Here is a 12475-nt window from a genome sequence, read left to right on the forward strand (position 1 = left end):
AACCTTCTTTTTAAAAGGTTTCAGGAAAAGCGTTTATTCGCTATAATCACGCCGATTTATATGCAGGGTTGTCTGATTCTTTCAGACGGCCTTTTTATTTGATTTCTCACTAATTTAAAACAACATGTCCGAAAACATTCCAGAAAATACACCCGAAAATACCGTTCCTGAAGAACACAAACGCAGCATCCGCAGTTTCGTCCTGCGCCAAGGCCATATGACCGCGGCCCAACAGCGCGCCATCGATACGATGTGGCCGCAATTTGGTGTGGACTTCCAAGAGGCTCCTTTGGATTTGAACAGCGCTTTTGGACGGGATAATCCTAAAGTATTGGAAATCGGTTTCGGCATGGGCGTTGCGACAGTGGAAATCGCCAAACGTCTGCCCGATACCGACTTTTTAGCAATTGATGTTCACGGCCCAGGCGTCGGCAATATCTTGAAGCTGATTGAAGAAGAACACATTTCCAATATCCGCGTGATGCGTCATGATGCGGTGGAAGTAGTGGAAAAGATGCTGGAAGACGGTTCTTTAGACGGCATTCATATTTTCTTCCCTGACCCTTGGCACAAAAAACGCCATAACAAACGCCGCTTGGTACAAGTGCCGTTTGTTGAAAAGCTGTTGCCCAAACTCAAAAGCGGCGGCTATGTCCATATGGCGACCGACTGGGAAGAATACGCCGTGCAAATGCTGGAAGTTTTGAGCAGTTTCGACGCTTTGCAAAACACGGCTGCCGATTACGCCCCTACGCCTGATTATCGTCCTGAAACCAAATTTGAAGCCCGAGGCAAACGATTGGGTCATGGCGTTTGGGACTTGGTGTTCCGTAAGAGATAAAGCCAAACATAAAACACAAGGCCGTCTGAAAAATTTCAGACGGCCTGTTATCTTACTGATTAAGCTAAGAAAAGTTTATAAGCAGGATTATCGGTTTCTTCTTTATACACATAACCCAAGCTCTCCAAGAAGTCGGTAAATGTTTCATTATCGCTTTCAGGTACATCGATACCGACCAAAATGCGGCCGTAGTCCGCACCATGATTGCGATAATGGAACAAAGTAATATTCCATTCGGCGCGCATATGGTTCAAGAAGCGGGACAATGCGCCGGGACGCTCAGGGAATTCAAAGCTGACCAAGCGTTCGCTGGAAACTTTTTCCGTACGTCCTCCGACCATGTAACGGATATGGATTTTGGCGATTTCATCATTGGTCAGGTCAACATTCGGCAAACCAGCGTCAGCCAGTTGTTTACTGATGACGGCCAAGTCTTGCGCACCGGCAGTTTGCAGACCGACAAAGATATGAGCATTGTTGTCGTTGCCGTAGCGATAGTTGAACTCAGTAATATTCCGACTACCCAATACATTGATAAACTTAAGGAAGCTACCTTTTTCTTCAGGAATGGTAACGGCAAAAATACCTTCGTTGCCCTCACCCAACTCACTGCGTTCAGAAACATGGCGCAGGCGGTGGAAGTTCATATTGGCACCACTGGTGACCGCAACCAAATTTTGACCTTGGATATTGTTTTTCGCAACATAAGCCTTCAGGCCGGCAAGGGCCAATGCGCCCGCAGGCTCGGTAATACTGCGCGTATCGTCAAAAATATCTTTAATCGCGCCGCACAACATATCCGTATTGACCGTAATAATTTCGTCCAACAGCTCTTTACACAGGCGGAAGGTTTCCTCACCCACCACTTTAACCGCCGTGCCGTCTGAAAACAGGCCGACATCTTTCAAATGTACGATTTCCCCTGCCTCAACCGATTGTTTCATACAGCAAGAATCATCGGTTTGCACGCCAATGACTTTAATTTCAGGGCAAACCTGTTTGATAAATGCCGCTACGCCTGCTGCCAAACCGCCGCCGCCAATCGGCACAAAAATCGCATTGATATTGCGGTGTTGACGGAGGATTTCCATGCCGACAGTTCCCTGACCAGCAATCACATCAGGATCATCAAACGGCGCAATATAAGTCAGTTTTTCCTTTTCTGCCAACTCCATCGCATAATCATAGGCATCGTTGTAAGACACACCTTTCAACACCACTTCGCCACCTCGGCTCTTGACCGCGTCAATTTTAATTTTAGGCGTTGTTTCCGGCATCACGATAACGGCGCGGCAACCCAAATACTGCGCCGATAAAGCCACACCCTGCGCATGGTTGCCCGCGCTGGCAGCGATTACACCGCAATCCAAGGCTTCTTTCGGCAGCTTCGCCATTTTGTTGTACGCGCCGCGGATTTTGAACGAAAACACCGGCTGCAAATCTTCACGTTTGAGCAAAACCTGATTGTTCAGACGGTCTGACAAACTGCGCGCCAAATCCAAAGGCGTTTCTACGGCCACATCATAAACGGAAGCGGTCAAAATACGGGTTAGATAATCAGAAAGAGGAAGGGAATGGTTCATGGTATTTTAGTGTTCGGAAATAAATTACAATTCGGTCAAATCGACCGGAGGAAAAAGTTAAAACCATACCCCTGAGGCCGTCTGAAGGCAAGAAAAATCTTAGCAAAGCCTAAATGAGACGGTATAATGTCCGCTTAATATCTATTTAATATGCCAAACTGTTTACCCCATAACAGTGTCCACTCATATTCAAATCTACAAATAATGATGAAAAAAACGCTACTTAGCTTAATTTTTGCTACTCTTATTAGTACTCCTGCCCTTGCTGCCGATCCGGTTGCATCCGCACCTGCCGTACAAAGCAATGCTCAAACGCAACCGCTGCTGCACAGCATCAACAGCCCGACATCGCCGCCGGAAATTGCGGCGACTGCCTATATCGTTACCGACCTGCACAGCAAGCAAACCTTGGCATCCAACAATGCCGATACCCCTATCGAGCCTGCCGCGTTGACGCAAATGATGACCGCCTACCTTGCCTTTAAAGCACTGGAAAACGGTACGCTTGAGGCAGGCCAAATGCTGACGGTTTCCAATGCTGCATGGAAAGTCGAAGGTTCGCGTATGTTCCTCGATCCTAAAGTTCCTGTCAGCGTCAGCTCCTTGATTAAGGGTACAACCATCCAATCGGCTAACGATGCCGCCATTACCCTTGCCGAAGCCATTGGCAACGGCTCTATCGACGAATTCGTCAAACAAATGAATGAAGAAGCCAAACGCTTGGGCATGAAGCACACCCATTTCAACAACCCAACCGGTATTTCTTCTAACGGCCATGTTTCAACCGTTGGCGACCTTGCCATCTTGGCCGCCGCACTCATTAATGACTATCCGAAATATTATCCTTTATTTGCAAATAAATCTTTCAAATACAATAACATTGAGCAGCCCAACCGTAATCTCCTGCTCTATCGCGACAGCAGTATCGATGGTTTAAAAACCGGCTATAGCGAAGGCGCAGGCTATCATCTTGCTGCTTCCAGCAAACGTAACAACCGCCGTATTGTTTCCATCCTTGCCGGTGCCGAATCCACCGAAGCGCGTGCCAGCGAAAGCAGTAAACTGCTCAACTGGTCATTGCAGGCATTTGATACACCTAAACTTTACAACGGCGGAGAAGTGATTTCCCAAGTCAAAGTTTACAAAGGCAGCACCAAAGCCGTAGATATCGGTTTCTTGGACGATGTGTACATTACCATTCCCCATGATACCGGCAAAAACGTCAAACCTATTTTAGAAACGCTTCAGCCCGTCCTCGCTCCGATTGAAAAAGGCCAAGTATTGGGCAAGCTGAAAGTCATGAAAGACGGTAAAATCATTGCCGAAAAAGACGTCGTCGCCCTGACCGGCGTGGAAGAAGGCAGCTGGTTGCGCCGTATGTGGGACGCGATTGTGTTGTGGTTTAAAGGTTTATTCAGTTAATCCCCTTCTAAACAATCAACCATAACAAGATAAGCCACAAAAAGGCCGTCTGAAACCTATTTTCCAGATTTCAGACGGCCTTTTTTTATTTAGCCTAATATACTGTCAATCAGATAATTCCAGCATTGGCGGCAGCAGCTGTGTCATCGTGAACATCAGCCGTATCGACAGACGAGTAGCTCATACGCTCAGTATGCGTATTGACGTCTGACAAATTACTGATATTGCCATTACCTGACAACCTGCCCATCAACTCTTGCAGGCTCAATGTACCTTCATCGAAACGGAAGGTATCAATCACGGCATCGTTAGTGTTACCGGAAACGAATTGGTCATTGATGGTAATGCTGTCCCCTTCTGATCCCTTAATGGTAATTTTCCAATCGGTATTGCCTCGAATATCAGTGATGGCATCAATATGCAGGTCATTAACAGAGATATTTTGGCCGAATTGCAGTGCATTATGTTCGCCCACATTATCGGTAATCGTATCCTGACCTTCTCCAAGGCTGAAAACATAAGTATCGGCATCCTTGCCGCCTACCAAGTAATCGGTTCCTTGTCCGCCGAACAAGACGTCGTTACCATCGCCGCCATTCAAACGGTCATCGCCACTTTCGCCCCATAAGGTATCGTTGCCATTGCCTCCATGCACAGAATCATTACCAATACCGCCATTAAGACGGTCGACCCCATCATAGCCGAAAATGATGTCATTACCTGAATCACCGTTAATCGTATCATTACCCAAACCGCCTCTGATACGGTCATTGCCATCGCCGCCGCTGACAAGAGCATGGCTGCTGTCCGTAATGGTTATGATGTTATTCTCCCCTAAATGAAGCGAGGCTTGGGTAAGACTATGATCATCTACTTCCGCTACATTTTTTGCAGAATTATTTTCTGCTACAGAAAGGCTATGATTATTTTCGATGGTCAATGTAGTCTCGTTTACAGACTCCGGAATATTACCTTCTTTAGGATTACGGGTTTTGGTAATTTCTTGATCGGAAAGATTATTCACAATAGTGTTATTTTCAATTTTGATATTTTTGAGTTCTCCCAAAATATCTTTTTCGGGAGTAGCATAATCCCTGCCTTCTTCCAAATCGATAGAACCTTTAACGCGGCCATATGTATCTGCATTAGTCCCGTTGTTTACCAGTAAATTATCGTGAACGGAAATGCCTGTATCATTGAAATCAAAATTATGGCTGTTTTTGAATACAGTGTTTAAGCGTACACCGCCCCAATTAGCATTATCTTTGATAAGGTTATTGGCTACTTCATGACCTTTGCCGCCAAAGATACCAATACCAGCCGCACGCCAGCCTAATTCAACGGTATTATTCAAAAAGCGGTTATTTTCAGCAACATGAGCATTGGTATTTTCATGAATGCTCGACCATGTTGCTAAGCCATCATCACCATTGCCACGGATATTGGAATTGATAACGGTGGAATTGCTGGTACCTTGGGCAAAGTTAACACCATCTGCCAAGTTATTGCGAATAGTAGCATTAGAAATAGTCAAACCATTAGTGTAGTGCATATCAGATGCTGGGACATAATCACCAATCCAGGCACCTACTTCAAAATGTTCAATTTTGATATCGTGAATCGATGAACCGTGACCCAAGGTACCGGAAATACCTTTATAGTTCGCGCCTTCGTTATAGCGAGAAGTTAAATCCGAATCCATGGAAACATTTCCAAAATCAATTTTGTTGGTGCCGTGTTCAAACACGATACCACCGCCACCTATTTTAGTACTAGTAAAATGCAATTTAGTGTGCCATTGGCCTGCTCCGCTAATTTTTACACCTTCAGGCGCGTAAATGTGCAGTTGTTCACTAAAATCAAATTGACCTTCAGGAATGTAAACAGATTTTTTAGACGCTTTGGCAGATTCAATCGCAGCCATGAATGCTTGGTAATCATCAGAGCCATCATTGGCGACTGCGCCAAAATCAGTAATGCTGACACTGTTTTCAGGCTGTTTAATAGCATCCGGTGCCTTTTCCAAATCAACCAAGTCAATGCCTACGGGCGTGCTGTCGATATTAGTGATGGTAACCTTATCCCCTACCTTGATATTGGCCTCTTTAAATAATTGGCTAACTTCGTCAAATTGGAAGCGGGCAAGCCTATCTGCCGCGGGTGTATCATGAACTTTAACATCGCCATCCGGATGATATTTGTAGTTATCCAAATATTGCCAGTTGGATTTGGAAGATAAATCCAAAGTACCGATCACTGTATTATTGACTTTGACTTCTACTTTACCGCTTTCACCGTCAGGAACAGTATAACGGACGGTTACGGCATTGGCTTCTGCTTGCGCAATAAATGAAACGGACGCATTGGTAGGCAAATCAACATATGCTTGACCGCTTGCTTCACGGGCAGTTACGCGATCTGTTTCTTTAGAAGAAGACTGGCTCTCAACGATACCGCTCTTCAACTCGCCTTGTTCTGCCTCGTAAGTCGTATAGGCAAGTTTTGCACCATATTGGGAAGCATTTGGTACTACAGTTTTAAGATCTACCATTTGATATATTCCTTCAAAAATATTGTATTTTTAAATTAATCTCCGATATAAGCTCCTATTGGTCATAAAATTAGCATAAAAGTTCAGTAATCTATTATTAAGTTTGATAAAGAAAAAATGCCGTCTGAAAACACAACAGTTTTCAGACGGCATTTCAATACCTTAATAGAATAGCTTATCAATACGGGCTTAAACTAAGCCTTTTTTCTCCAGATAGCTTTCGTAATCACCCGTTTTATGTCCATCTTTCTCATCTAATCTGATGAATTATGTGGGCATCTACTACGCGTTAACTTACATTTGGACTACCTGAAACCTTGATTTACTGCGACTTATCCTTCTGCCATGCTTGGTATGAACGAATGGCTAAAAACAGGCAGACAATCCAAATTATACCCAAGAAGCCCCAAACACCGGTTGCACCGAACTCGTTAAATAACCAAGCAACTGCTCGGCCTTTACGAGAAGCGTGTTCAGTATTGACAACATTTACAGTATCTCCAAGCGTAATGTACCAGCCCAGCACTGGCAATACGATTAGCGCAAACAGATTTTGTAGTAGTTTTTTAAGATTTGCATTCATATTGTTTCCTTACAAAACGCCTTTTTTCTCCAGATAGCTTTCGTAATCGCCCAGGTAGTGTTCATATCCGCCTTTGCCGTCTAATTCGATGATTTGGGTAGCCAGCGAAGATACAAACTGACGGTCGTGCGATACGAAAATCAGCGTGCCGTTGTATTTTTCCAGCGCCATGTTCAAAGATTCGATGCTTTCCATGTCCATGTGGTTGGTCGGTTCGTCCATGACCAAGACATTGGGTTTCAACAGCAACAGTTTGCCGTAAAGCATACGGCCTTTTTCGCCACCTGAGAGAACCTTCACTTTTTTCACGACATCGTTGTTGCCGAAGAGCAAGCGGCCCAAAGTGCCGCGGATGACTTGTTCGTCATCGCCTTCCTGCCCCCATTGGCGCATCCATTCGCTCAGGTCCATATCGACGTCGAAGTCGTTTTCATGGTCTTGCGGGTAGTAGCCGACACTGGCTTTTTCCGCCCATTTGATGGTGCCTTCGTCCGGCAGCAGGCCGTCTGAATATTCGGGGTTGTATGCGCCTGCCAAGAGTTTCAGCAAGGTAGATTTACCTGCGCCGTTCGGGCCGATGATGGCGAGGCGCTGGCCTGCTTCAAGGATGAAGTTCAGGTTTTTAAACAACTGGGTTTCAAAACGTTTGGCCAGTTTTTCAACTTCCACAGCCTGACGGTGCAACTTGGCTTTTTCATCGGCTTCAAAACGGATATACGGGTTTTGACGGGTAGAAGGTTTGACTTCGACCATCTCCGATTTGATTTTATCTGCCTGTTTCAGACGGCTGGTTGCCTGACGGGCTTTGGATTTGTTAGCAGAGAAGCGAGCAACGAACTCTTGCAGCTCTTGCAGTTTCTCTTTGGCTTTGGCGTTGTCTTTCAGGGCACGCTCACGCGATTGGGCGGAAGCGAGCATATAGTCGTCGTAGTTGCCCGGATAGATGGTGATGGTGTTGTAGTCCAAATCCGCCATGTGGGTGCAGACTTCGTTCAAAAAGTGACGGTCGTGCGAGATGATAATCATGGTGGAGTCGTATTGGTTCAACACGCCTTCCAGCCAGCGGATGGTATTAATGTCCAAGTTATTGGTCGGTTCGTCCAAAAGCAATACATCTGGTTTGGAGAACAGAGCTTGCGCCAGCAATACGCGCAGTTTGAAGCCCGGAGCAACTTCTGCCATGGTCGCATTGTGCAAATCTTCGGAAATGCCCACACCGCTCAACAGTTCGGCGGCGCGCGCTTCGGCGGTGTAGCCGTCGTACTCGGCGAACTTGGCTTCCAGTTCGGCGGCTTTCATGTAGTCGTCTTCGGTGGCTTCGGGATTGGCGTAAATCGCATCACGCTCAGTCATCGCCGCCCACATTTCGGTGTGACCCATCATCACCACGTCCAGCACGCGCATGTCTTCGTAGGCAAACTGGTCTTGGCGCAATTTACCTAAACGCACGCCGTTTTCAATCGCGACTTCGCCGGCAGTCTGTTCCAAATCGCCGCCGAGGATTTTCATGAAGGTGGATTTGCCTGAGCCGTTGGCGCCGATCAAGCCGTAACGGTTGCCTTCGCCGAATTTGACGGATACGTTTTCAAACAGCGGCTTTGCGCCGAACTGCATGGTGATGCCGTTGGTAGAAATCATTATTCGTAAAACCTTTATAAATAGAATGTTATAATCGGACGCGATTGTAGCATATTTTTGCAAAGACCTCAGGATTGAGGCCATGGCAAATGTGCCCAATTTCGAGACAACGCTTCACGAAAAAATGCGTTGCAGTCAGCATTTCAGGCCGTCTGAATCGGAGAAACGATATGGAGACGCACAAAATCTATTACGCCGTGATTATTTTGGTATGTGCCGCTTCCATGCTACTCAGCCCGTTTTTCTATATCCGCCGCACACGATCTGGCTCTGAATTACGACGTGCGCCCAGACAGTGGAAGCCCATCCTCTTCGCCAACATCATCATGATTGCGGCTTTGTTTGTTTGGTGGAAATGGTTTTAAGGAAAAATAAAAATGAACAAACTTTGGATCTGCACATTACTGCTCGCTTTGACAACTGCGGTTTCTGCCGCGCCTATTTTTGAATGTACCGATTCTGCCGGCCGCAAAGTCTATACCCAAGCCGGCGGCAAAAACTGCAAAGCCAGCAATATCGGCAAACCATCCGTCTATACTTCTGCGCCTGTTTCAACACCGGCAACGCCGACTTCCCCAAGCAAAGCTGAGCAGGCGGAAGAAGCTGTCGCCCCGGTCAATCCGGCTGATGTCGGCGCGGCCAAGCGTGCTTTAGATACCGCCAAGAAAAACTTGGAAGAAGGCAAAAAAGTGCGTTATGGCAATGAACGCAACTATGCCCGCTATCTCGAACGGATCAACGGTTTGGAAAAAGCCGTCCGCTCGGCTCAGGAAAACTATGATGCGGCGCAACACCAGCCTGCATCTCAAGATCCTGTTGCTTATTGATCCTTACCACACCAGCAAGGCCGTCTGAAATTTGATGTTCAGACGGCCTTTTCATCTTTTCAATATAACAAAATCGTCTTTATACCAAACAAAGCATTCTTTCCCGTTTTCAGACGGCCTTGTTAAAGTAAGCGTGTATTAAATTCTAACGGTTGCCATTATGTTGTTACTCAAAACGCCTTCTGTATTGCCGGGTTTCAAACTCAGCCTGGGTTTGACGGTTTTATGCCTGTCGCTTTTGGTGGTTTTGCCTTTTGCGATGATGGCGGCCAAAGCGGCGGAAATCGGTTGGAGCGGATTTTGGAACACGATTACCGAGCCCAATGTCTTGGCAGCCGTCTGGCTGAGTTTGCGGATGTCGTTTTATGCGATGTTGACCAATATCGTGTTCGGCACGTTGGTCGCCTGGGTATTGGTGCGCTATGAATTTCCGGGCAAAGGGTTGGTAAACGCTTTGGTCGATTTGCCGTTTGCGCTGCCGACGGCGGTAACAGGCATTGCGTTGGCAACCCTATATGCGCCCAATGGCTGGATAGGCCATTTTTTCGAGCCTTTGGGTATCAAAATTGCCTTTACGCCCATCGGCATTTGGATTGCGCTGATTGTCGTCAGCCTGCCCTTTATCGTCCGCGCCGTGCAGCCGGTATTGGAAGAATTGTCGGGCGAGTATGAAGAAGCGGCGGCAACTTTGGGCGCAAGCCGTTGGACTACGTTCCGCCGCGTCCTCTTGCCTGAAATCACACCGGCCCTGTTGACCGGCGCAGGCATGATGTTTGCCCGCTCAACCGGCGAATACGGCTCGGTCATTTTTATCGCGGGCAATATTCCGATGGTGTCTGAAATCCTGCCCTTGATTATTACCGGCAAACTGGAGCAATACGATGCTCAGGGCGCATCAGCCGTTGCTCTGTTTATGCTGATGATCTCGTTTGTCATCCTGCTGATCTTAAACATTATGCAATGGACTTTGAGCCGCCGCGCCGGAGCGAAGGTTTAACAAACAACAGGCCGTCTGAAACACCAAGCAAACATTTTTCAGACGGCCTAAACGGATACAAGAATAAATAGAGGCTTCACTAACATGAAAACCCATTCTACCAATCCAAACCTGAGCGAACCGCGTTGGCTGCGCGTGTTGCTGACCGCTACCGCCTTGGGCTTTCTGCTGCTGATGCTGGTTGTGCCTTTGATTGCCGTATTCTACGAGGCCTTAAAAGGCGGTTGGGATTTGTACCTGCAATCCTTGACTGATCCCGAGGCATGGTCTGCCATCAAATTAACGCTGATTACCGCGCTGATTGTCGTCCCCGTCAATGCCGTATTGGGCGTAGCGATGGCGTGGCTGCTGACCCGTTTTGACTTTCGCGGCAAGCAGTTGCTGACTACCCTGCTCGATTTGCCGTTTTCCGTATCGCCCGTGGTGGCCGGTTTGATGTTTGTCTTATTGTTCGGCGCGCACACGGCATTGGGCGGCTGGCTCGAAGCGCAAGGCATACAGATTATCTTCGCCATCCCGGGCATTATTCTGGCGACGCTGTTCGTTACCTTCCCCTTTGTTGCACGCGAAATCATTCCTTTAATGCAGGCGCAGGGCGACAGCGAAGAACAGGCAGCGCTGATTCTCGGTGCAAGCGGCTGGCAGATGTTTTGGCGCGTTACCCTGCCCAACATCAAATGGGCGCTGCTCTACGGCATCATCCTCACCAATGCCCGCGCGATGGGCGAGTTCGGCGCGGTCAGCGTGGTATCGGGGCATATACGCGGCGAAACCAACACCATCCCGCTTCTGGTCGAAATCTTCTACAACGAATACAACTTTACCGGCGCATTCGCCCTCTCCGGCGTATTGGCACTTTTAGCACTGGCGACGCTGGCAGTGCAAAACATCATCACAAAATTACAAGACAAAAAACTCGCCGCCGCCGAAAGGAACGCAGCATGAGCATCACCATTCAAAACTTAAACAAACACTTCGGCAGTTTCCACGCGCTGAAAAACATCAACCTCAACGTCCCCACCGGCAAACTCGTTTCCCTGCTCGGCCCTTCCGGCTGCGGCAAAACCACGCTCCTGCGCATTATCGCCGGATTGGAAAACGCCGACAATGGCCAAATTCTCTTTGACGGCCAAGACGTCACCGCCAAGCATGTGCGCGAGCGCAAAGTTGGCTTCGTGTTCCAACACTACGCCCTCTTCCGCCACATGAACGTGTTTGACAACGTCGCTTTCGGTTTGACCGTATTGCCCAAGTCCGAACGTCCGTCCAAAGAACAAATCCGTGCCAAAGTTGAAGAATTGCTGAAACTCGTACAGCTCTCCCACCTCGCCAAATCCTATCCGCACCAACTCTCCGGCGGCCAACGCCAGCGCATTGCCCTCGCCCGTGCGCTTGCGGTCGAACCGAAACTCCTGCTTTTGGACGAACCCTTCGGCGCACTGGATGCCAAAGTGCGCAAAGAATTACGCACCTGGCTGCGCGACATTCACCACAACTTGGGCGTGACCAGTATTTTAGTAACTCACGACCAAGAAGAAGCCCTCGAAGTTTCCGACGAAATCGTCGTCATGAACCACGGCAAAATCGAACAAACCGGCAGCGCCGAAGCCATTTACCGCAAACCTGAAAACGCCTTCGTTACCGAGTTCTTAGGCGAAACCGACGCTTTTGAAGGTCGCATCGAAAAAGGCATCTGGCACTACAACGGCTTCTCATGGAAATTGGACGCGCACTACAAATGGCAGGAGCAAACCGCTATCGGCTATATCCGTCCGCACGAATGGCAACTTGCCGCCGAAAATGAAACCCCGATGATTCGTGCCAAAATCGAAAAAATCCACGCAGTCGGCGCATTGACGCATATTTTGGTCAAACACGACAAACAAGACGTGCATATCACGCTGGCTGGCAGCGATGCCGCGCGTTACCAAATCGCCGAAGGCAAAGAATTGAAGCTGATTCCGAAACAGGTTTATGTCTTTTCTCAAAACGAACTGATTGAATATTCGATTTGAGACTAAATTATAAGGCCG

The 12475-nt window shown here is 47.7% G+C and carries 11 protein-coding genes; 7 read left to right on the forward strand and 4 right to left on the reverse strand.

The window, feature by feature from the left end; all coding sequences use genetic code 11:
* The first annotated feature begins 124 nt into the window (after positions 1-124).
* Positions 125-841: a tRNA (guanosine(46)-N7)-methyltransferase TrmB gene (gene trmB, locus ACTHS8_RS02335; protein WP_440372871.1), complete on the forward strand. Its 717-nt coding sequence runs from the start codon at positions 125-127 to the stop codon at positions 839-841.
* Between the two features lie 59 nt (positions 842-900).
* Here the strand turns inward: trmB and ilvA are convergent, their stop codons facing one another.
* A complete protein-coding gene (gene ilvA / locus ACTHS8_RS02340; protein WP_440372872.1) occupies positions 901-2424 on the reverse strand; it encodes a threonine ammonia-lyase, biosynthetic in 1524 nt (507 codons plus the stop codon).
* Positions 2425-2628: 204 nt separating this feature from the next.
* Here ilvA and ACTHS8_RS02345 point away from each other — a divergent pair, with 204 nt between their 5' ends.
* Complete coding sequence (locus ACTHS8_RS02345; protein WP_440372873.1) at positions 2629-3846, forward strand: D-alanyl-D-alanine carboxypeptidase family protein; 1218 nt, start codon at positions 2629-2631, stop codon at positions 3844-3846.
* A gap of 109 nt (positions 3847-3955) precedes the next feature.
* Here the strand turns inward: ACTHS8_RS02345 and ACTHS8_RS02350 are convergent, their stop codons facing one another.
* From ACTHS8_RS02350 to ACTHS8_RS02360, 3 genes are all read right to left on the reverse strand, one after another.
* On the reverse strand, positions 3956-6397 hold the full coding sequence (locus ACTHS8_RS02350; protein WP_440372874.1) for a calcium-binding protein: 2442 nt from the start codon (positions 6395-6397) through the stop codon (positions 3956-3958).
* 322 nt (positions 6398-6719) lie between these two features.
* Positions 6720-6980, reverse strand: coding sequence for a hypothetical protein (locus ACTHS8_RS02355; protein WP_440372875.1), 261 nt, complete (start codon positions 6978-6980; stop codon positions 6720-6722).
* Positions 6981-6989: 9 nt separating this feature from the next.
* A complete protein-coding gene (locus tag ACTHS8_RS02360; RefSeq protein ID WP_440372876.1) occupies positions 6990-8618 on the reverse strand; it encodes an ABC-F family ATPase in 1629 nt (542 codons plus the stop codon).
* Between the two features lie 170 nt (positions 8619-8788).
* On the opposite strand from ACTHS8_RS02360, the gene ACTHS8_RS02365 reads away from it, so the two are divergent.
* The 5 genes from ACTHS8_RS02365 (at position 8789) to ACTHS8_RS02385 (ending at position 12457) form a co-directional block, all read left to right on the forward strand.
* Positions 8789-8983 (forward strand): hypothetical protein, encoded by a 195-nt coding sequence (locus ACTHS8_RS02365; protein ID WP_036493670.1) that lies wholly within the window; start codon positions 8789-8791, stop codon positions 8981-8983.
* Positions 8984-8995: 12 nt separating this feature from the next.
* Entirely contained in the window at positions 8996-9445 is a 450-nt protein-coding gene (locus ACTHS8_RS02370) for a DUF4124 domain-containing protein (protein WP_440372877.1), read from the forward strand.
* Positions 9446-9605: 160 nt separating this feature from the next.
* Positions 9606-10442, forward strand: a complete 837-nt coding sequence (gene cysT / locus ACTHS8_RS02375; RefSeq protein ID WP_371508799.1) for a sulfate ABC transporter permease subunit CysT — start codon at positions 9606-9608, stop codon at positions 10440-10442.
* A gap of 84 nt (positions 10443-10526) precedes the next feature.
* Positions 10527-11387, forward strand: a complete 861-nt coding sequence (gene cysW / locus ACTHS8_RS02380; protein WP_049352232.1) for a sulfate ABC transporter permease subunit CysW — start codon at positions 10527-10529, stop codon at positions 11385-11387.
* Positions 11384-12457, forward strand: coding sequence for a sulfate/molybdate ABC transporter ATP-binding protein (locus ACTHS8_RS02385; RefSeq protein WP_440372878.1), 1074 nt, complete (start codon positions 11384-11386; stop codon positions 12455-12457). Before cysW ends, ACTHS8_RS02385 begins: the two co-directional genes overlap by 4 nt.
* Positions 12458-12475 lie beyond the last annotated feature (18 nt).

The organism is Neisseria sp. P0016.S008 (assembly GCF_051957775.1).
GTDB classification, from domain to species: Bacteria; Pseudomonadota; Gammaproteobacteria; order Burkholderiales; family Neisseriaceae; genus Neisseria; species Neisseria flavescens_B.

Coding starts and splice junctions, on each gene's coding strand:
- trmB (WP_440372871.1), top strand. CDS start 125: ATGTCCGAAAACATTCCAGAAAATACACCCGAAAATACCGTTCCTGAA.
- ilvA (WP_440372872.1), bottom strand. CDS start 2,424: ATGAACCATTCCCTTCCTCTTTCTGATTATCTAACCCGTATTTTGACC.
- ACTHS8_RS02345 (WP_440372873.1), top strand. CDS start 2,629: ATGATGAAAAAAACGCTACTTAGCTTAATTTTTGCTACTCTTATTAGT.
- ACTHS8_RS02350 (WP_440372874.1), bottom strand. CDS start 6,397: ATGGTAGATCTTAAAACTGTAGTACCAAATGCTTCCCAATATGGTGCA.
- ACTHS8_RS02355 (WP_440372875.1), bottom strand. CDS start 6,980: ATGAATGCAAATCTTAAAAAACTACTACAAAATCTGTTTGCGCTAATC.
- ACTHS8_RS02360 (WP_440372876.1), bottom strand. CDS start 8,618: ATGATTTCTACCAACGGCATCACCATGCAGTTCGGCGCAAAGCCGCTG.
- ACTHS8_RS02365 (WP_036493670.1), top strand. CDS start 8,789: ATGGAGACGCACAAAATCTATTACGCCGTGATTATTTTGGTATGTGCC.
- ACTHS8_RS02370 (WP_440372877.1), top strand. CDS start 8,996: ATGAACAAACTTTGGATCTGCACATTACTGCTCGCTTTGACAACTGCG.
- cysT (WP_371508799.1), top strand. CDS start 9,606: ATGTTGTTACTCAAAACGCCTTCTGTATTGCCGGGTTTCAAACTCAGC.
- cysW (WP_049352232.1), top strand. CDS start 10,527: ATGAAAACCCATTCTACCAATCCAAACCTGAGCGAACCGCGTTGGCTG.
- ACTHS8_RS02385 (WP_440372878.1), top strand. CDS start 11,384: ATGAGCATCACCATTCAAAACTTAAACAAACACTTCGGCAGTTTCCAC.